At 57.5% G+C, this 19,729-nt stretch carries 19 protein-coding genes and 1 pseudogene; 13 read left to right on the top strand and 7 right to left on the bottom strand.

Annotated features, from left to right (window positions below):
- Nucleotide 1: 1 nt before the first annotated feature.
- A complete protein-coding gene (locus H4N61_RS09680; protein WP_169196355.1) occupies nucleotides 2-820 on the bottom strand; it encodes a potassium channel family protein in 819 nt (272 codons plus the stop codon).
- 178 nt (nucleotides 821-998) lie between these two features.
- Here H4N61_RS09680 and H4N61_RS09675 point away from each other — a divergent pair, with 178 nt between their 5' ends.
- The 3 genes from H4N61_RS09675 to H4N61_RS09665 all read left to right on the top strand — a co-directional run bounded on the left by H4N61_RS09675 (nucleotide 999) and on the right by H4N61_RS09665 (nucleotide 3,775).
- Nucleotides 999-1,739 (top strand): glycosyltransferase family 2 protein, encoded by a 741-nt coding sequence (locus H4N61_RS09675; protein WP_169196356.1) that lies wholly within the window; start codon nucleotides 999-1,001, stop codon nucleotides 1,737-1,739.
- Nucleotides 1,740-1,814: 75 nt separating this feature from the next.
- Entirely contained in the window at nucleotides 1,815-3,500 is a 1,686-nt protein-coding gene (locus tag H4N61_RS09670) for a flagellar hook-length control protein FliK (RefSeq protein WP_169196357.1), read from the top strand.
- A complete protein-coding gene (locus tag H4N61_RS09665) occupies nucleotides 3,497-3,775 on the top strand; it encodes an EscU/YscU/HrcU family type III secretion system export apparatus switch protein (RefSeq protein ID WP_169196358.1) in 279 nt (92 codons plus the stop codon). The genes H4N61_RS09670 and H4N61_RS09665 overlap by 4 nt, the downstream gene beginning before the upstream one ends.
- 5 nt (nucleotides 3,776-3,780) lie before the next feature.
- On the opposite strand, the pseudogene H4N61_RS09660 reads toward H4N61_RS09665, so the two are convergent.
- Nucleotides 3,781-4,245 (bottom strand): annotated as a pseudogene (locus H4N61_RS09660) (cell wall hydrolase); the annotation flags it as partial.
- Nucleotides 4,246-4,338: 93 nt separating this feature from the next.
- Entirely contained in the window at nucleotides 4,339-4,689 is a 351-nt protein-coding gene (locus tag H4N61_RS09655) for a hypothetical protein (RefSeq protein ID WP_169196360.1), read from the bottom strand.
- 107 nt (nucleotides 4,690-4,796) lie between these two features.
- On the opposite strand from H4N61_RS09655, the gene H4N61_RS09650 reads away from it, so the two are divergent.
- A complete protein-coding gene (locus tag H4N61_RS09650; RefSeq protein WP_199368465.1) occupies nucleotides 4,797-5,141 on the top strand; it encodes a hypothetical protein in 345 nt (114 codons plus the stop codon).
- Here H4N61_RS09650 and H4N61_RS09645 read toward each other — a convergent pair.
- Nucleotides 5,138-5,731, bottom strand: coding sequence for a 5'-methylthioadenosine/S-adenosylhomocysteine nucleosidase (locus H4N61_RS09645; protein ID WP_182393881.1), 594 nt, complete (start codon nucleotides 5,729-5,731; stop codon nucleotides 5,138-5,140). The genes H4N61_RS09650 and H4N61_RS09645 overlap by 4 nt on opposite strands.
- 97 nt (nucleotides 5,732-5,828) lie before the next feature.
- Between H4N61_RS09645 and H4N61_RS09640 the strand changes: the two genes are divergently transcribed.
- Nucleotides 5,829-6,116 (top strand): hypothetical protein, encoded by a 288-nt coding sequence (locus H4N61_RS09640; RefSeq protein WP_169196363.1) that lies wholly within the window; start codon nucleotides 5,829-5,831, stop codon nucleotides 6,114-6,116.
- On the opposite strand, the gene H4N61_RS09635 is transcribed toward H4N61_RS09640, so the two are convergent.
- Nucleotides 6,117-7,334, bottom strand: a complete 1,218-nt coding sequence (locus H4N61_RS09635; protein WP_169196364.1) for an MFS transporter — start codon at nucleotides 7,332-7,334, stop codon at nucleotides 6,117-6,119. It lies immediately after the preceding gene.
- A 146-nt stretch (nucleotides 7,335-7,480) separates the two neighbouring features.
- Between H4N61_RS09635 and H4N61_RS09630 the strand changes: the two genes are divergently transcribed.
- Nucleotides 7,481-8,494: a pseudouridine synthase gene (locus H4N61_RS09630; protein WP_169196365.1), complete on the top strand. Its 1,014-nt coding sequence runs from the start codon at nucleotides 7,481-7,483 to the stop codon at nucleotides 8,492-8,494.
- Here the strand turns inward: H4N61_RS09630 and H4N61_RS09625 are convergent, their stop codons facing one another.
- Nucleotides 8,495-9,511: a Gfo/Idh/MocA family oxidoreductase gene (locus H4N61_RS09625; RefSeq protein WP_182393880.1), complete on the bottom strand. Its 1,017-nt coding sequence runs from the start codon at nucleotides 9,509-9,511 to the stop codon at nucleotides 8,495-8,497.
- A 506-nt stretch (nucleotides 9,512-10,017) separates the two neighbouring features.
- On the opposite strand from H4N61_RS09625, the gene nrdH reads away from it, so the two are divergent.
- The 6 genes from nrdH to H4N61_RS09595 all read left to right on the top strand — a co-directional run bounded on the left by nrdH (nucleotide 10,018) and on the right by H4N61_RS09595 (nucleotide 15,977).
- The gene (gene nrdH, locus H4N61_RS09620; RefSeq protein WP_169196367.1) at nucleotides 10,018-10,239 is read left to right on the top strand and encodes a glutaredoxin-like protein NrdH; all 222 of its coding nucleotides are present in this window, start codon (nucleotides 10,018-10,020) and stop codon (nucleotides 10,237-10,239) included.
- A 14-nt stretch (nucleotides 10,240-10,253) separates the two neighbouring features.
- The gene (nrdI, locus tag H4N61_RS09615) at nucleotides 10,254-10,658 is read left to right on the top strand and encodes a class Ib ribonucleoside-diphosphate reductase assembly flavoprotein NrdI (RefSeq protein WP_169196368.1); all 405 of its coding nucleotides are present in this window, start codon (nucleotides 10,254-10,256) and stop codon (nucleotides 10,656-10,658) included.
- Nucleotides 10,640-12,793, top strand: a complete 2,154-nt coding sequence (gene nrdE / locus H4N61_RS09610; protein WP_169196369.1) for a class 1b ribonucleoside-diphosphate reductase subunit alpha — start codon at nucleotides 10,640-10,642, stop codon at nucleotides 12,791-12,793. Before nrdI ends, nrdE begins: the two co-directional genes overlap by 19 nt.
- A 16-nt stretch (nucleotides 12,794-12,809) precedes the next feature.
- Nucleotides 12,810-13,784 (top strand): class 1b ribonucleoside-diphosphate reductase subunit beta, encoded by a 975-nt coding sequence (gene nrdF, locus H4N61_RS09605; RefSeq protein ID WP_169196370.1) that lies wholly within the window; start codon nucleotides 12,810-12,812, stop codon nucleotides 13,782-13,784.
- A gap of 163 nt (nucleotides 13,785-13,947) precedes the next feature.
- Entirely contained in the window at nucleotides 13,948-14,430 is a 483-nt protein-coding gene (gene greA, locus H4N61_RS09600; protein ID WP_169196371.1) for a transcription elongation factor GreA, read from the top strand.
- 440 nt (nucleotides 14,431-14,870) lie between these two features.
- A complete protein-coding gene (locus tag H4N61_RS09595) occupies nucleotides 14,871-15,977 on the top strand; it encodes a reverse transcriptase domain-containing protein (RefSeq protein WP_248310142.1) in 1,107 nt (368 codons plus the stop codon).
- Between the two features lie 777 nt (nucleotides 15,978-16,754).
- On the opposite strand, the gene H4N61_RS09590 is transcribed toward H4N61_RS09595, so the two are convergent.
- Nucleotides 16,755-17,666, bottom strand: coding sequence for an SMP-30/gluconolactonase/LRE family protein (locus tag H4N61_RS09590; protein WP_169196373.1), 912 nt, complete (start codon nucleotides 17,664-17,666; stop codon nucleotides 16,755-16,757).
- A gap of 448 nt (nucleotides 17,667-18,114) precedes the next feature.
- Here H4N61_RS09590 and H4N61_RS09585 point away from each other — a divergent pair, with 448 nt between their 5' ends.
- Entirely contained in the window at nucleotides 18,115-19,692 is a 1,578-nt protein-coding gene (locus tag H4N61_RS09585) for an ABC transporter substrate-binding protein (protein ID WP_182393878.1), read from the top strand.
- Nucleotides 19,693-19,729: the final 37 nt, after the last annotated feature.

The following is a 19,729-nucleotide window of genomic DNA, read 5'->3' as shown; positions in this document are numbered from 1 at the left end:
CTCAGTCGTGGCCGTCGTCGGGAATGGCGAGGATGTGGCCGCAGGCCTTGCAGTGGATGGCGTCGGGCTCGTGCCGACGCAAGCCGCATTGCGGGCAGGGGAAGGCGACCTTGTGCGGGCGGAACACCAGCTGCGCGAGGCGCACGAACAGCGAAATGCCGATGATCATAATGACGATCGACACCAGCTTTCCGAAGGGGCCGGGCAAGGTAATGTCGCCAAATCCTGTCGTCGTCATGGTGGTGACGGTGAAGTAGAGCGCGTCGATATAGCCATTGATGTCGGAATCGCGCTTGGCGAAGGCGGTATAGACGAACCCCGTGACCACGAAGATGAAGACCAGAAGGTTGATGATCGCCTGAATGGTCTCGCGATAGTCCGAAAGCCCGTGCTTTTCCAAATCACGCCAGAAGAAGTTGGACTTCGAGAGGGTCCATAGGCGCAGTATGCGCAAGAAGCCGAAGTTGAAGAGCCAGGTTGGCGCCAAAAGGGTGATCAGAATAAAGATGTCGATCACAACCGGCAGCTGCCGCGCCCAACGCAATGGATGCGTTGACGCGAGGCCTCGCGCGACGAGATCGAGACCCAAAAGCGCCGCGATGGAATAGTCGAGCCAGATATAGGTGCTGGATTCGCGCAGGAATGGAGTGGCGATAAAGAAGCCGATGATGGCAAGGTCGACGACCAGAATCGTTGCCTGAAACCGCACGGCCAGAGGCGACTGGCCGTGGTAGAGGATGCGCAGGAGAGATCGGAACCGGGTAAATGGGTGGGCCGGGACACGCTTTTCCCGCGGTGAAGTGTCGTCGCTATGTGCCATGGTCCCCGGCGGGTTTTGTTGCATTCTCGGCGTATCACGCCACCACTTGCAAAAGCCTCAACGCAATATCGGTTCCAAAAGCGCCATTTGATGACATGCTCGGTGTTGCCGATACGGGCGCATCACTGTATGTGCGTTAACCTAATAAACGCCGCACTGTCTGCGGCAAGGGTGCCTTATGAAGCTTGCTTTTGTTATTCCGGCCTACAATGAAGAAGTGCTGATTGGTCAGTGCCTCCAATCTGTGCTGGCTGAAATTAAGCGCGCTGGCATTCCTGCCGACGTGATTGTGGTCAATAACGCTTCGACCGACCGGACCGGCGAGATTGCGCGCAGTTTCGATGGTGTCACCGTGGTTGATGAGCCCAAGAAGGGGCTGGTCAATGCGCGCGACGCGGGCTTTGCCGCGAGCGAGGGCTATGATCTCGTCGCCAATATCGACAGCGATACCATCGTGCCCGAAGGCTGGCTGGATGTGGTGATGCGCGAATACGCGGCAGATCCAAAGCTGGTGTGCGTTTCCGGCCCCTATATCTATTACGATATGGCGTGGCACAACCGTGCGATGATTGGCGGTTTTTATCTGCTGACCAAGCTGATTTATATCCTCAACCGCTACATCCTGCGCGTCGGTTCTGTGGTGCAGGGCGGCAATTTCGTGTTCAAGCGTCAGGCTTGGGCCGATGTCGGCGGTTATAATCGCGAAATCGAATTCTTCGGTGAAGACACCGACGTGGCGGTGCGCCTGTCGCGTGTTGGCAATGTTAAGTGGACCTATAAGCTGCGGATGAAGACCTCGGGTCGTCGTCTGGAGAAGGAAGGCGTCTTCGCAACTGCTGGAACTTACACGCTAAATTTCTTTTGGGTGACGTTCCGCGGCAAGCCTGTCACTAAGGAATATAAAGATATCCGCGATTAAAATTCGCGGACTCTCAATCTGATAATGATAGGTTAGACTGATGCAACCGCAGGCGCGGTTGGAGGCAGTCCATCTATGAGTGTCACTACTGATCTTCCAAGTGTAGCAGCCGTTCAGGCTCTGGCCCGTCAACAGGGGCAGACTGTGGAAGCGCGCGTGGTTGGCCAGCTGCCCAATGGCTCGACGGAAGTTCAGGTCGGGCGGCAGACCATGACACTGCAACTGCCCGCGGCCCAGCCGGTTGGTACGACGCTCACTTTAGCGGTTCAGCAAGTTGAAGGGCAGGTTCGGGTTTCGCTGCTCTCGGTCACCCCGGCCGTGACAAATACGCTGGCGCCGCCGACCAGTTCGCCAGCAGGCTCCCCCATTTTGCCGGTTAATCCGCCCGCGACGCAGGTGCAGCTTTCGCCCTTGGCGCAGCATGTGACCTTGCCGCCGCCAGGGCCGAGCAATGGTGGCGCTCCGGTGACGCCGCAGGCCTTGCCCCCGGGTGCTCCGCTGCCGCCGCCGACGCCGCCAGCACAGACTTACGCACCGACGCACCAGCAATATTCCAATCCCCAGGCAGGAGCGCGCTCTGATGCGCCGCCACAGCTGCCTATTGCCACTGCCGTTCCGCCCTTTGTGAAGGGGACGGTGGCCTACCAGCCTGCGCCGATGCCCGTTATCGCAGCGGTTGATGCTGGTGGGGCGGCACAACTGGGTGACCGCCCGCCTTATGGGATGTCGTCGTCGGGGCAGCCGTTTGGGCAGGCGAATCTAGGCTCGCCAGCGCGTGCTGATGGGGTGCCGGCCAATCCTGCGGCCTCCGCAGCGACGCCGCTGAGCGCGAGCGCACAGGCCACTGCCAATGCGCAAGCGGCAGTGGCGCAAATGGTGTCGCAAGCGTTGCCAAAGCAGAACAGTGTTGCGGCGTTGAATTCGGTCATTTCGGCGGTCGCTGGCCGCGTGCCTCTGCCGCCTGATGTGCTGAAAGCGGCGCAGGGCGTGTTCGGCCAGCAGATGAATCTGGATGGTGGCGCAATCGATCCGCTCGTGCTCAAAAATGCCGTCAAACAATCGGGCATTTTCCATGAGACACTCCTAGGGGCTGGTCAGGCGCAAAGCGCAAATGGCGACCTCAAAGGATCACTTCTGGGCCTGCAGCGCGCCCTCGGCGCATGGCTCGGGAGTAATGCGGAGATGGTGCAGCAATTGTCGCAATTGCCTCCGCCGCTCAAGGGGCTCAATCCACGGGTGCGGCAGCATCGTGAGGATGCCAATGGCCTACCGCGCGATCCGACCGAGATCGGCAAGATCCTTTTCGATCGGACTGAGGCCAGTCTGGCGCGCTTGCGCTTGCATCAAGGGGCTTCCATGCCGGACCAAAGCCAAACTGTGGGGCGGCAGGATCAATCGTGGAGCCTTGATATCCCGGTGCAATACGCCGGGCACCACACGGTGCTGAGCCTTCAAATTCAGGGGGAAGCGCCCGAAGAGGAGACACCAACCGCCGACCGCGGATGGCAGGTTCGTTTCGCAATCCATTTGGCCGAGCAGGGCGAAGTCGGCGCGCAGTTGTCTCTGCGTGGCAAGCGGACCAACGTATTGATCTGGGCCGATCAAGAAGCGACGGGGCAGGCGCTTAAAGAGCACATTGAACAGCTGCAAACGGGGCTTGAGAGCGTCGGACTACAACCGGGCGCGGTGATTGTGCGTGTCGGGGCTCCAGCCAGCCCGGAACGCGCTGCCGGCCATAGCTATGTGGATGCGACGACATGAGCGATGACGCAATGCCCACCAAGCCGCGGATCGCGGTCGCTCTGCAATATGAGGAGGGGGCACTCGAGGCCCCGCGCGTTGTTGCTAAGGGCCGTGGCTTTGTCGCTGAGAAGATTATCGAGCTGGCCGAAGAGCACGGCGTGCTCGTGGAAACCAACCCGATACTGGCAGAGGCGCTGAGCGGGGTCGACCTCGACGAGGAAATTCCCGTTGAGCTTTATGAGGCCATGGCCGTGGTCATTGGCTACGTGCTGCGCCAGAGCAAAGGGTTTTAGCGGGTCGAGCGCTTCTCATAGAAGGCGTTGCCGCCCGCTTCGAGCACGTAGTGCATGTTGTTGTACGGGAAGCTGAGCCCTGCGGTGTGGAAGTGCTGGGCATTTTGCACGCCGGGGTGACGATCGCCGCGCATCACCGAGTCTGCAACCTGTGAGGCGAGCACAGCGCCGCTGTCCGTCATCGGCTTGGTGAGTACGCCCTGAGCGAACTGGTTCTTCTGCCCGACAACGCCGCATACGGATTTAGGATAGCGCGGATCGTTTACGCGATTGGCCACAACAGTACCGACCGCAAGCATGCCCTCGGCGCTGGAGCGATTGGATTCGAAATACATCGCGCGCATCATGCATTCTTTTTCGCTCATCTGGTTCCAAGCGAAATTCATGCCGAGGAAAGAACACCCGCCAAGGGTCGACGCTGTGATAGCGACAGCGGTGAGGCGCAATAGGGCGCTGGACAGGCGGGGCATGGACCATCTCCGAGACTAGTGCATAAGCAGCTCTTGGGCAGAAATTGCCCGGTTACGCTTAAGAAAAGCCTCAGAGATGTGGTTAAAATCCAATTACTTGCTGCGAAGCAGGGTGCTCAGCAATACGATCGTGCCGATGACAGCGATAACCGGTAGCGGATCGTTTTTGACGGCGCGTACGGCGCGACGCGATTGTTCTCCTGCGGTCTCAGCGATTTGGGTGCCATAGCGTGCGGCTTCTCTGGTGAGATCGGCAAGGCTGTCGCCCCATTCATCGCTGACATGGGATGCCCTGTGAGAAACCGAACCGGCCAAATGCCCGGCGTGATTTGTCGCACTATGGCTCAGTTTGCGGATGTCGCGGCGCAGGTTTTCGAGCTGGGCTTCAAGTCCACGCTTCTTTGGGCGAACGCCGAGGCGGAGTAAGATGTCGTCAATGGTCATGGTCATCCTCGTTTTGCCAATCAACGAGATAGAATGGCTGCAGGTTCCGACTTGCCCTTGAACGAACACAGTGCAGCGCCATTTAGAAGAAGATGAGAGGTGCTCAAATGAACAAGAGTGCGCAGCGACTGAACCGTCTGTTTGATAGGCTGGAGCGGAGCATACCGCCGTTCGCGGCGCGATGGTTGGCGCGCGTGCGTCGCCCAGAGGCGCGGATTATCCGCGTCCCCTTGGGCATTCTCCTCGTCTTCGGCGGGATTTTTAGTTTCCTGCCGGTGCTCGGCGTGTGGATGTTGCCGCTCGGGTTGCTGCTGCTGGCGCTTGATCTGATCTTCCTGCAGAAGCCGGTGAACTACACGGTTTTGCGCGGTAATCGCTGGTACAACAACTGGAGCCGCTCGCGCCGCGATAAAAAGGCGGAGCGCGAGAAAGACCAAGATCCAGAGGTCTAGGCGCGGTTGGCCCAATAGGCCTGGATGATATCGACGGCCTCGGCCAGTTTCTCGTCTACGATATGGAGATATTGCGTCCAGTGAGCGAGTTCGGTGACGTCTGACTTGCCATCTGAGATGCCGCGCAAGGCGATCAGCGGCACGCTAAAACTCTGGCAAGCTCGCAGGACGGCGAAGGTCTCCATATCGACCATATCTTCAGCTACGCGGTCATAAGCGGCACCCGACACAACATTTGCCCCTGTCGAAAGCGTGGCGGGCTTCAGGCCCGGCACGTGTGGTGCCAAGGGCATGGTGATCGGGATATCGGCGAGGGGTGTTAGGCCCTTTTCAAAGCCTAGCGCTGTGGCGTCCATATCGCGATAAGCGACCGAGGTCGCTTGATACACTTCACATTGATTAAGGCGCTGCGACCCGGCAGAGCCCAAAGAAACGACCAGCGTCGGAAGATTGGTCGCGCGTTCGGCGAGAGCACGCATGGTGCCCACGGCCGCCTCGACCGGACCAATGCCGATCATGACAGGTGAAATACGCTTTTGCAGGTGTGGGCCATATTCTGCAGGCGCGGCCATGAGATAGAGAATAGTCATGCCCTTGCCTAAGCGCAGTTGTGATCACGAAGCAAGGATCGTTTGGTATTCAGTAAGACTTTCGGCGTGAAATCACCTTCGTACTGGGGTGTTTGTTATGCGTTATACTGACTTCGTGAATAGGCGCGAGTGGACCGAGAACGGCCAATTTGTCGCTGCTAATCGGCTTATCGGCATAGAAGAGGTTTTTGCCGAAGCGCGGCGTCGCAAAGCGGTACTGAATATCGAGCAATGGCAGATGGAAGAATATGTCTCGGGCAATCCGATGCCCATGCGGGTGCAGCGGCAGTGCAAGGAGATCGATCTCGCGGCGAATGCACTTTCGCGCATGTCGCCCATTCCGAGTGATTTTGCCGACAATGTCTATTGGCCGCCGAGCTGGTGATCAGGCCGGTTGCGGCGTTGCCAAATCGTCATTGGTTGATTTAGGCGGGAACACCAGAGCCAGCAGAGCTGCGCCAACACCAACAGCAGCCGAGGCGATATAGAGCCAGTGGTAGCTGCCATAGGTGTCGTAGAGATACCCGCCGCCGACCGGGCCGAAAGCCATGCCTATAGAGGAGGTCATGGTTATGCCGCCTAGCACGGTGCCCATAACTTTGGGGCCGAAATAGTCGCGCGCCAGAACGGAATAGAGCGGCATCACGCCGCCGTAGACGAGGCCGAGAACGACGGCCAGCATGTAGAAGTGCTGCAGCTCGGTGACGTAAATATAGCAATAGATGCCGATCGCTTGTAGCGCTAGGCCGCCGACGATAACGCGACGCACGCCGAGCTTGTCTCCCATAAGGCCAAAGAGAACGCGCCCGCCGAGCCCGGCCAGGCCCTCAACACTATAGATGCTTGCCGCCGCTAAAGGCGTCGCCCCGCACAATATGGCGTAGCTGACCGTGTGAAAGATCGGGCCAGAATGAGCGGCGCAGCAGAGAAAGAACACGCCTGCGAGAATGATGAACTGCGGTGTGCGGAAGATTTCGCCAATACGGCTGGGTTCTTTTGCAGCCGGAGCAATGTCGCTGCTCGATGGTTGCAACTGCACGTGCGGTGCGCTGCGGATGAGAAATCCTAAGGGAATGATGACGGCCACGGCGGTCAGACCGATGACGGCCATCGACTGCCGCCAGCCAATTGCTTCTATCAATATGGTGGCGAGCGGCGTCATGGTCATGGGCGCGACCCCTGCGCCCAGGGTGACGAGCGACACAGCAAGGCTGCGGTTTTTGTCGAACCAGCCCAATGTGGTGGCGATCAAGGGCGCAAAGAAAGCGCCACCTGCGGCGCCGACAAGTCCGCCGTAAGCGAATTGAAAGACGAGTAGATTTTCTGTGAGGCTGGCGATGAAGAGGCCTAGTCCGAGAATGACCGCAGCGGTGACGATAACGGGTCGAGCGCCAATGCGATCGGTGATGGTGCCCCAGACAAAGCCAGCGATACCCATGACGATAAAGCCAACAGTCATGGCGCCGGAAATCCCCGCTCGAGACCAGCCGGTTTCGTCTGCCATAGGTTGGAGATATACGGGCAGGGCGAACATGGCACCCATTGCGAGGCAGGTAATTACGGCCCCCGCCGCAACGATGACCCAACCGTAATGACGTTCCATTTTTGCCCCTCCCAAAAGCTTTCTGGCGCCGGTGGCGATCAAGCGCTCGTTATTTGGACCTGTCTAGCGTGTGAATGAGAAGAATTTTGCTTCCATTTGTGGCGCAGGACCCGCACTAAGGGGGCAATTCATTATTGGTCAGGTCGATGGCGCGTCTTATACTCCTCAACAAGCCCTATGGGGTGCTTACCCAATTCACCAATGGCGACGGGGAGCAGACCCTATCCGACTTCGTGGACGTGCCCGATGTCTATGCGGCTGGTCGCCTCGATAAGGATAGCGAAGGGCTGCTGATCTTGACCGACAGCGGCACGATGCATGCCCAAATCTCCTCGCCGAAGTTCAAAAAAGAAAAGACCTATCTGGTGCAGGTCGAGGGCAACCCGAGTGACGACGTGCTGCGTAAGCTGGCGCGCGGGGTTGAACTCAATGACGGCAAGACCCGTCCGGCCAAGGTCGAGCGGATTGATCCGCCAGAGCTTTGGGAGCGCAATCCGCCCGTTCGTTTCCGTAAAAGTGTGCCCGATACTTGGTTGAAGCTGACCATTACCGAGGGACGCAACCGTCAGGTCCGTCGCATGACGGCAGCTATCGGCTTCCCAACCCTGCGTTTGGTGCGCTGGGCTATTGGCGATTGGACGGTGGACGGACTGGCGCCGGGCGAATGGCGCGATGCGCCGATGCCCGAAGGTTTTGTTGAGCGCGAGCGTGCGCCACGGACGGAAGGCGCCGGTCGTCCGGCAGGGGGCGGCTTCAAGCGCCCGGAAGGCCGTAAGTTTGAAGGCAAGAAACCGGCTCGCGCTGGCGGCGCGCGTTTTGACGATGGTGAGGCGAAGCGCCCAACTGGTGGTGCGCGTGCTTTGCAGGACAAGCGCAATTCGCCAACACGTTTGGCAGAACGCCGGGCCGAAGGCTCGCGTCGCGCCGAGCGCCTTGCGGCAGGCAAAGTCGGCAAGGGCGGTGGCAAGCTTGGCTTTAAGGGTGCAGGGAAGCCAGCGGGCAAGCCCAGTGCAGGGCGTGGTGCAGCAGGTAAGCCGGTCGGGGGCAAGCCCACTGCGGGTCGCCCAACGTCTGGCCGCCCGACCCCGGGCAAGCCAGCGGCTCGTCCGGGGGCAGATCGACGGGGCGGCCCAAGCCAACCCCGTCCACCAAAGCGCTAATTAGTCTTTCTTGACCGGTGCCCAGGCACCGGTCTTTTCACTTTCGAAGATAGCGTCGAGGATGTGCATCGAGCGGATCGCGTCCTCAACGCCATAGGGCAGGGTGCCTTCTCCCAAAGCCGCCAAGGCGAAGGCCTCGGCCATTTCCGTATACTGGTCACAGGCCGACATGATCTCGCGGCGGGCCATCGATCCATCAAGAGCCTTGCCTTCATCAACCAATACAGCTGTTGGCGTATCGGCTGGCGCATTGAACGGAATGATCAGTTCGACGCGGCCCTTAGTGCCCAGAAGTTCAAGCGATTGATTGGGCGCCAACTGGGTTGAAACGAGGAAGGTAAGCTGACGACCATTGCCGAAATCGGCAATGACGGACGCCTGACGGTCTGTGCCGAAATTGGCGTCGCGATCCACGAGGGATACTACCTGTAGTGGTTCGCTCTCGAAGAAGAAGCGACCGCCCGTGATGGGGTAGCACCCTATATCTAGTAGGCCTCCGCCACCGATGTCGGCCTTGTTGCGGACGTTGTTTGGGTCGGCATTGTAATAGGTGAAGACCGAGCGAACGGCGCGCACTTCGCCCAATTCGCCCGAGCGCATGATTTCGCGGGCGCGGAGCCATTGCTTATGGAAGCGCACCATGAAGGCTTCCAAGATGAGTCGGTCTGGACGCGCCGTACGCAGGCGCTTTGCGTCTTCAGCAGTGATCGCAACCGGCTTTTCGCAGAGCACATGCTTGCCCGCTGCGTTGGCGGCGAGCGTCATCTCGACATGCAGGTGATTGGGCAGCGGATTGTAAATTGCGTCGATATCTGGGGAGCTTATGAGCTCTTCATAGGACCCAAAAGCCTTAGGAATGCCCAGTTTATTGGCCGCGCGCTGCGCTTGGTCCAGATTTCGCGATCCAATGGCGACGACTTCGGAATGCGCCGATTTCATAATCGCGGGGGTGACTTTTTGCATGCCGATGTTGGCTGTGGAGAGAATCCCCCAGCGAAGTTTGCGCGTATTCCCCATAGTTCATCCCCTCAAAATGTATCGCTATACGGCAGGTTATCGAGACAGTTTTGGTATACATCAAGAGCGATGTTTTTGCTTCACGGTGGCAAGAGCCGAGGGCTTCCGGGTGTTTCACGGAACCGCGATTCGAACGGGTCCGATCACGAAATGCCGTCAAGCCCGAATTAGCCCTTGTCGTGTGCGAAGAACGGTTGAAGCGCCAGCGTATCGGCATACTATATATAGCGTCTGAGACACTCCTGCTCGCCTAGAGTTGGAGTGAGGGAAGGACGGTAAGCTGACTATTCAGACCTACCGAAATTCCGCAACTGTAAGCGTTGAGTTTGCGTCGCGTTTGTCACCGAGCCGTGAGGTTGGGGAGGACAAATTCGGGCGCAAATTTGGATGCCGGTTGAGATCGCTTAGGCGCCAATTGTCCACCGGCGGGGGCTGGGGCGGAATAGGGCGATGACGATCTCGCCGAACTGCTCACTACCCGTCATACAACCTGTCGAGGTTTATCGATGAGCATTACAGTTTACAGCAAGCCAGCATGTGTACAGTGCACCGCGACCACGCGTGCGTTGGACCGTAAGGGTCTTGATTACACTATCGTCGACATCTCTGAAGATGCAGATGCCTACGCTCGCGTTGAACAGATGGGCTACCGTCAGGTTCCAGTGGTGGTGGCTGGTGATCAGCACTGGGCTGGTTTCCGTCCGGATATGATCGGCGCTCTCGCTTAAGCCGCGCCCCGGGCATGGCTTCTCTCGTCTACTATTCCAGTACTTCGGAAAACACTCACCGCTTCGTCGTCAAGCTCGGTTTACCAAGCGTACGATTGCCGGTGGATGCCGCGAGCGACCCACCCGTGGTGAGCGAGCCCTTCGTACTGGTGCTGCCGACATATGGCAGCGGGGACGGGAAGGGGGCTGTGCCGAAACCGGTTATCCGGTTTCTCAATGTGGCCAGTAATCGTGGCCTTATCCGTGGCGTGATCGGCGCGGGGAATACGAACTTTGGTACGGGTTATTGTTTGGCGGGCGATATCGTCTCGCAGAAATGCTCCGTACCGCTCCTCTATCGTTTCGAATTGCTCGGAACGGATGAGGATGTCGCCAACGTCATACAGGGACTCGAACGGTTTTGGACCAGCTCACACTAGAACGTCCGTCGCAGGCGCAAGATCAGTCGCTGGATTACCATGCGCTGAACGCCATGCTGAACCTCTATGACGAAGAGGGCCACATTCAGTTCGATAAGGACCGTCAAGCGGCGCATCAATTCTTCTTGCAGCATGTGAACCAGAACACAGTGTTCTTCCACAATCTGCGCGAGAAGCTGACCTATCTGTGCGAAGAGGGCTACTACGAGCAGGAAGTGCTCGATCAGTACGCGTTCAACTTCGTGCGCGATCTGTTTGACCACGCCTTCGACAAGAAGTTCCGTTTCCCGACCTTCCTCGGCGCGTTCAAATATTACACCAGCTATACGCTCAAGACCTTCGACGGTAAGCGCTATCTCGAGCGCTACGAAGATCGCGTTTGCATGGTGGCGCTGGCCCTGGCGCGCGGCGATGAAAAGCTGGCGACGTCGCTGGTTGATGAAATCATCTCCGGCCGTTTCCAGCCAGCAACCCCAACTTTCCTCAATGCTGGCAAGAAGCAGCGCGGCGAACTCGTGTCGTGCTTCCTGCTACGCGTTGAAGACAATATGGAATCCATCGGTCGCTCGATCAATTCGGCGCTGCAGCTCTCGAAGCGCGGCGGCGGCGTGGCGCTGAGCCTCACGAACATTCGTGAGATGGGCGCGCCGATCAAGCATATCGAAAACCAGTCTTCGGGCGTGCTGCCCGTGATGAAGCTGCTCGAAGACAGCTTCTCCTATGCAAACCAGCTCGGTGCGCGTCAGGGCGCGGGCGCAGTGTATCTGCATGCCCACCACCCAGACATCATGCGCTTCCTCGACACCAAGCGCGAAAATGCGGACGAAAAGGTCCGTATCAAGACGCTGTCGCTGGGCGTGGTTATTCCCGATATTACCTTCGAGCTCGCGCGCGACAACGAAGATATGTATCTCTTCTCGCCTTATGACGTGGAACGCGTCTATGGCGTGCCGTTCACCGAAATCTCGGTCACTGAAAAGTACCGCGAAATGGTGGCCGACAAGCGCATTCGCAAGAAGAAGATCAAGGCTCGTGAATTCTTCCAGGTGATCGCCGAAATTCAATTTGAATCCGGCTATCCGTACATCATGTACGAAGACACGGTGAACAAGGCGAACCCGATTGCCGGTCGCATCACCATGTCGAACCTGTGCTCGGAAATTCTGCAGGTGAGCGACGCTTCGGTGTTCAACGAAGACCTGTCCTATGAGCACATGGGCAAGGACATTTCGTGCAACCTCGGTTCGCTAAACATTGCTGCGGCAATGGATTCTCCGGACTTTGGCACGACGATTGAAACCGCGATCCGTGGCCTCTCGGCTGTGTCTGACATGAGCAATATCAGCTCGGTTCCATCGGTTGCCAAGGGCAATGCTGAAAGCCATGCCATCGGCCTTGGCCAGATGAACCTGCACGGCTATCTGGCTCGTGAACGCATTTTCTACGGTTCGGAAGAGGGTGTGGATTTCACCAATATCTACTTCTACACCGTGACCTATCACGCCATTCGCGCGTCTAACCAGATTGCGACTGAGCGGAACGAAACCTTCAAGGGTTTTGAGAACTCGAAATATGCTTCGGGCGAGTACTTTACCAAGTACACGACCCAGGAATGGACGCCTGCGACCGAACGTGTGGCAAAGCTCTTTGAAGACGCTGGCATTCACATTCCGACCCAGGAAGACTGGAAGGATCTGGAAGCTAAGGTGCGTCTGACCGGCCTTTACAACCAGAACCTGCAGGCCGTTCCGCCAACGGGATCAATCTCTTACATCAATCACTCGACCTCCTCGATCCACCCGATCGTGTCCAAGATTGAAATCCGTAAGGAAGGTAAGATTGGTCGCGTGTACTACCCGGCTGCGTTCATGACGAACGACAACCTTGAGTACTATCAGGACGCCTATGAAATCGGCCCTGAAAAGATCATCGACACCTATGCTGCCGCAACGCAGCACGTCGATCAGGGCCTGTCGTTGACACTCTTCTTCCGCGATACCGCGACCACTCGCGATATCAACAAGGCGCAGATCTATGCGTGGAAAAAGGGCATTAAAACAATCTATTACATCCGCCTGCGTCAGCTGGCGCTAGAAGGCACGGAGGTGCAGGGTTGCGTCTCCTGCGCGCTCTGACCGGGATTTTAGAACAATGAACGTACCATTCCGCCCCATCGTTGCTGCCCGTGCGATCAACTGGAACCGTATTCAGGACGAGAAGGACCTTGAGGTCTGGAACCGCCTGACGTCGAACTTCTGGCTCCCGGAAAAAGTGCCGCTTTCCAATGACATACCGTCTTGGGCGACGCTGACCCCACATGAGCAGAAGCTGACGATCCGCGTGTTCACGGGCCTGACCCTGCTCGACACCATCCAGAATGGTGTCGGCTCGATCCGCCTGATGGGCGATGCGCAGACCCAGCACGAAGAGGCTGTTCTGTCGAACATCTCCTTCATGGAGGCGGTGCACGCACGTTCGTATTCGTCAATCTTTTCAACGCTCTGCTCGACGCCAGACGTGGACGATGCCTATCGCTGGTCGGAAGAAAACCAGTTCCTGCAGCACAAGGCCAAGCTGATCCTTGATCAGTATGAGAGCGGGGATAGCCTCAAGAAGAAGGTCGCCTCGGTCTTCCTCGAAAGCTTCCTGTTCTACTCGGGCTTTTATCTGCCGATGTTCTGGTCGAGCCGCGCCAAGCTCACCAATACAGCCGATTTGATCCGCCTCATCATCCGCGACGAAGCGGTGCATGGCTATTATATCGGCTACAAATTCCAGCGCGAAATCGAAACGCTGTCGGCTGAAAAGAAGCAGGAAATCAAGGATTTCGCCTACGATCTTCTGCTCGAGCTTTACGACAACGAAATCCGCTACACCGAAGAACTCTATGACGACGTTGGCCTTTCGGAAGACGTCAAGAAGTTCCTCCACTACAACGCGAACAAGGCGCTGATGAACCTCGGCTACGAGGCTTTGTTCCCGCCCGAAGCGTGCCAGGTCAACGCGGCGATCCTGTCGGCGCTATCGCCGAACGCTGACGAGAACCACGACTTCTTCTCGGGCTCGGGTTCGAGCTATGTCATCGGCAAGGCTGTCGCCACCGAAGACGAAGACTGGGAATTTTAAGACCTGCTCATACAGCAGAGAGAAAGGGCGGGCTTCGGTCCGCTTTTTTTTGGCCAATTATGGGCATATGGCTGGCATTGTTTGGCCTCTGGCTTGGCGCCGTATGGGCGCGGCGGGGCCTTAGGGCGTGCGAAGTTCCTGATATTTCACTGAGGTTTCCGCGATGAGCGTGGCTTTTACAAAAGAAGACAGTGCTGAAACGGCATCGGAAACCATGCTGCCGGATCGTCCGATCCCGGATGGTCCCAATCTGGTGACGGCAGCGGGGCTGGAGGCGCTGGAGGCGCAGCTGCTGGCGGCCAAACACGCTTATGACACGGCGATGGTGATCGAGGATATCAATGAGCGTCGTCGGCAAGCGGCGTCGCCTTATCGGGACATTCGCTATTATTCAGAACGCATTCGCACGGCGCAGGTGGTGGAATATTCCGTAGATTGCTCTGTCGTGGCCTTCGGTACGACAGTGACCTTTGAGCGCGAAGACGGCCGCGTGCAGACCTATCGCATTGTTGGCGAGGACGAGGCGGACCCAAAGGCGGGCACGATCTCGTTCAGCTCACCCGTCGCGCGGGCGCTGATGGGGAAGGGGGAAGGCGATGTGGTGAGCGTGGCGGGTGGTGAGGTGGAGATTTTGCGGATTGGGTGAGGGGTATAACGACGAGGGGGAGGCGTAGCATTTGCGTACTGGAACGCGCGTGCGTGAGGCATTAGTTCGAGGGCTGCCGCGCTTTGTTTGTTGCGGTGGTTTACGATCTAGTTTCGGTCATGTTAGCGGTGGGTAGGTATAGACCAAAGCAAATTCAGGCTAAGTTCTCTTGAGTTTGTAGATAATGATATGTTTTCACAAGAATACTTGAAGAGCATCTGTGACTTGTGAGATACTTTGATTCTGAGCATTCGCCTTCATTTCTGCGGCTGGTTTATCCAGTGCGTTCGATTTGGAGTGCGGCGGCGAGGCGGTGGCGCAGGTCACGGTCTCATCCGCGCAGAATGGGCGGCAACGTACCTCTGCAGTGGTCAGGCCCGACCGTTCCGATGAGATGAAGTTAGCCGTAACCCTTTCAGTTTCAGGTTCCTGTTTGGCGGCTGGACCCATTTATTTCACGGGCCGGGCGGTCCCGCCGCGCCACAAATGCAGACGGAAGTAAAAGTGCCAAGTTCCGTCCGCTTGTGTTAGCGCCGCTACGTTCGCGTATTGTCCAGAGAGCGGTACTCGAGGCATTGGAAACAGTGCCTGGACTCAGTTGTTATTTTCAAAATCCCAACAGCTTCGGCGGAATAAAGAAGCAGAAGGATGGACTCGCAGCAGTCCCCGCCGCCGTTCAGGCAGTGCTAATGGCCATAGGCAATGGTGCTACCCATGTGGCATTTGCTGACATACGTGCCTTCTTCACAAAGATACCCAAACCCCACGTGACGGACATCATTTCGAAGGTCACGGAAGATCCTGAGTTCGTTGTTCTGTTTGAGGATGCGATTAGGCTCGAACTCTCAAACATGGCAGATCTCAAGGAAAAAGCGCAAGCCTTCCCAATTGAGTCCATCGGGGTTGCTCAGGGCAATTCTTTGTCACCTTTGCTCGGCAATATCCTGCTTCATGACTTTGATCGGCGCATGAACGAGGGTGACTGTGTATGCGTCCGATATATCGACGACTTTATTATTCTCGCGCCTTCAGCCGCCGCAGCAAATGCCCGTATGCGGCTGGCCATCGGCATCTTGCACGATTTCGGGATGACCCTTTCTGAGGAAAAGTCTTCAAAGGAGCCTCTTCGAGTTTCAGACAAGTTTGAATGGCTCGGAATCGAGTTCAACAACGGATTCATACGCCCGTCAGCGAAGGCAATCACGAGGCTTGAGCAAAATGTGCAGAAACGCTTTAACGAAAGCGCGAAGGTGATGCGGGAGACGAAAAAAGGCGAAGCTATTCCGCGAAAATATTCCCTAATTGCAACTATCAGCAGAACCGACAGCATAATTCGCGGATGGGGCAAGCACTATCGCTTCTGTAACGATGATGCCCTTTTTGATCGAGTAGATGACAGAATGGCTCGCTTGGTGGGCGCGTTCCTCGGCGAATACCGAGCCATCAAGGCACGTCGCGACGCCAAGGATGCGGCGTCCCTATTGGGTGTCGAGGAGTTCGCCCGGTACCAGCGTAGGCCGCTGGTTTGGCCGAGAAAGGGGGGCTAGCGCAAGATGGCTGTTCTAGGCGTAATTTCTTCGCCCGATCACCCGGCTTGACCGGGTAATCCAGAGCGTGGCGGCGTTGGGCTGGATTGCCCGATCAAGTCGGGCAATGACGGGGCGCAGGCGGTGGGCCTGTTTTTGCGGAGTGTTACCCCACCCAACGTCCCCCTGTTGGGGGGGAGGGGCTGGGCCGGTGATTGCTGAGGGGACGCAGAGGCCCTCGCTTTCGCGAGGGTGACAGGCTGGTGGTGGGGCAAAGTGTTGAGACCTCGGGTCGGGCCCGAGGGTGCCGGGGTGTGGCGCACGCCGACCCCCACCCTCAGTCCCTCCCCGCAAGGGGGAGGGAGGCGAAGGGGCTGTGCGGCAATGGAAGCCGGGGCCTTTTGAGTGTTGGCTCTTCGCAGCGTCATCACCCGGCTTGTCCGGGTGATCCAGAGTATGGCCAGCGTTGGGCTGGATTGCCCGATCAAGTCGGGCAATGACGGGGCAGTGGTGTTCGTTCGTTGCGCTGGTGTATGCGGAAGCGAAACAGAGGCCCTCGCTTTGGCGAGGGTGACAGGCTGGCTGGCGAGGAGTACCTCCACCCAGCTTCCCCCTGGAAAGGGGGAGGAGTTGGCCCTGTGGTGTGGCGAGCTATTGCTCAGACAACGGCCGTTGCTCTTCTGAGCACACTCTCTCCCGTCGTCATCACCCGGCTTGTCCGGGTGATCCAGAGCGTGGCGGCGTTGGGCTGGATTGCCCCATCAGGACGAGCACTGACGGTGTGGTGGGGCGCGGAGCTTAAGGCACCTGTGCGCCTTTGGCGTTGACGAAGATTGCGTAGACCGAGGTCGTGGCCGTGATGAAGAGCTGATTGCCGCGCGGGCCGCCGAAGGTGAGGTTGGACACGGTCTCGGGGATGTTGATGCGCCCCAGGAGCGTGCCGTCGGGGGAGTAGCAGTGCACGGCGTTGCCGCCGCTGGTCCAGACATTGCCAAAAGTGTCGGTGCGCAGGCCGTCGGGAATGCCGAATTTCAAATCACAGAATTTGCGGCCATTGGCCAAGAGGCGGCCGTCGATGACGTCAAAGATGGTGATGCGGCGCGGCACGTTTTCATCGTGGCTGGAGCCGCTATCGGCGACATAAAGCAGCTTTTCGTCGGGCGAGAAGGCGAGGCCATTGGGCTGGGTGAAGTCGCCGGAAACAGATTGTAATTCGCCTGACGGATCAAGGCGGAAGACATTGTGTTTGGCCTGCTCCGGGGTGGCCATGAAACCTTCATAGTCCGAGAGAATGCCGTAGGTCGGGTCGGTGAACCAGACGCTGCCATTGGAATGGACGACAAGGTCATTGGGCGAGTTGAGGCGCTTGCCTTCAAAACTGTCGGCCAGCGTGGTGATGGTGCCGTCATGCTCCGTACGGGTGACGCTGCGGGTACCGTGGTGGCAGGAGAGCAGGCGGCCAGAGCGATCTCTGGTGTTGCCGTTGGAGTAGTGGCTATCGGCGCGGAACACATGGGTGCCGACATCGGGGATGTAGCGCAGCATCCGATGGTTTGGGATGTCGCTCCACAGGAGATAATTGCCATCTTTGAACCAGACCGGGCCTTCGGCCCAGCGGCAGCCGGTGTAGATTGTTTCGAGCTTGGCATTGCCCAAAATTAGCCCTGAGAAGCGCGTATCTACGACAGTGTAGAGGCCTTGTTCTGTCATTCGTGTCTCCTCCGGAATCCTCAATCTCTTCTTCTGATCATGACAGAGATTTGGGCAGATGGAAGAGGCAGGACAGAGGGGCTGAACTGGCGTCACACTTGAAAAATTTAAAGATTCTCTGCGGTCGTGCTGTGTTGAACTGGTCTCAAAGCGGCGAAATCAGACGAATGATTATTTTTTGAGGACGATTGGAAGAAAAGCGGACTTGGCTCCGTATACAAAGCATGCGTTGCAAGCTTTGTATGTGTTTCATCTTAGGGCCTGCTATCGAAAGATAACCCTCCCGAATCCGGGCGAATGGGGTTATGTGGGTTAGTTTTCCCGACATTCCTGAATATTGTTGCCCATTGCCTGCAATTGCACTGGCGTTTGTTTTCGGCTTTGCTGTCTTCAAAGCTCTCCAGTTCATTCGAGAGAGAGCAAGTATTCAGGAAATGGAGAGGACTTAATGAACACTTCACTCACCCGCATTGCTGCGGTGCTCGCTGCATCCACTATGCTCGTTAGTGTGGCCAGCGCGGAAACCATTCGCTGGGCGCGTTCCTCGGACTCGCTGACTATGGATCCGCACTCGCAGAACCAAGGGAATACCCACACTCTTTCCCACCACATCTATGAAACGCTGCTCGGCCGCGCCAATGACGGCGCTCTGACGCCACGTTTGGCGACAGAGTGGGCCCTCAAGGAAGGCGACCCAACAGTTTGGGTGTTCAAGCTGCGTGAAGGCGTCAAATTCCACAACGGCAACGACTTCACCGCTGAAGACGTGATCTACTCGATTGAACGCGCCAAGAGCGAGTTCTCGAACATGAAGCAGCTGCATGCCGAAGTGGTTTCGGTTGCTGCGGTCGACGATTACACCGTCGAATTCCAGATGAAGGGCCCAGCCCTGATCTACCCAAACAACCTCACCAACACCTTCATCATGGACAAGACCTGGTCCGATGAACATGATCTGGCTGTGGTGCAGGACTTTGCCGCTGGCGCGAGCAACTACTCGGTGCTCAACACCAATGGTACCGGTCCATACACGCTCGCTTCGCGCGAAGTCGACGTGAAGACCGTGCTTGATTACAACGCCGGCTGGTGGGGCGAAAAGTCTGCGGTCGACAAGATCGAATATCTGGTGATCGCTGACGCGCAGACCCGCGTTTCGGCACTGCTCTCGGGTGAAGTCGATATCGTTCAGGACGTTCCGCCACAAGACATCGATCGTCTGAGCAATACCGAAGGTTTTAAGGTCGAAATCGGCCCAGAAAACCGCTTCATCTATTTCGGCTATCGCTTTGGTGAAGAGCCACTGGCTTCGTCCGACATCAAGGACAGCAACCCCTTCAACAATCCGAAGGTTCGTGAAGCGATGGAGCTTGCGCTCGATCGTGATGCGATCAAGCAGGTTGTGATGCGCGGCCAGTCGATCCCGACCGGTATCCCGAACCCTCCGTTCGTGAACGGTTGGACGCCAGAACTCGACGCTTATCCGAAGCCAGACGTGGAAAAGGCGAAGGCCCTTATGGCTGAAGCTGGCTACCCGAACGGCTTTACCGTGACGCTCGATACGCCAAACAACCGTTACGTGAACGACGAAGCGATCTCGACCGCTTATGTAGGCATGCTCGGCCAGATCGGCATCAAGGTGACGCTGGCATCGCGTCCAGTGGCTGAACACAGCCCGATCATCTTGGCGAACAAGTCGGACTTCTACCTGCTCGGTTGGGGCGTTCCGACATTTGACTCGGCCTATGTCTTCAACGACCTCGTCCACTCCAAGACTGATCTGCACGGCACCTATAACGTCGGCCTCTACACCAACCCAGAACTCGATGAGAAGATCATCGCGCTCGGCACCATGGACAACATCGAACAGCGCGATGCGACCATTGCCGAAATCTGGAAGGTCGTGAAGGAAGATCGCGTGCTCATGCCGATCCACAACCAGGTGCTCGCATACGCAATGCGTGATGGCGTGACCCTGGCTGTTCAGCCGGAAAACCAGCCGAACATGACTACGGTCACCTTCGACTAACTTCCTGCAATCCAAGGCCGCCGCGTGAAGAGAGTTC

This window comes from Devosia sp. MC521, assembly GCF_014127105.1.
GTDB lineage: Bacteria > Pseudomonadota > Alphaproteobacteria > Rhizobiales > Devosiaceae > Devosia.
Note: the sequence above shows the minus strand (reverse complement) of the source record. Positions and strands in the feature narration are given on the sequence as shown.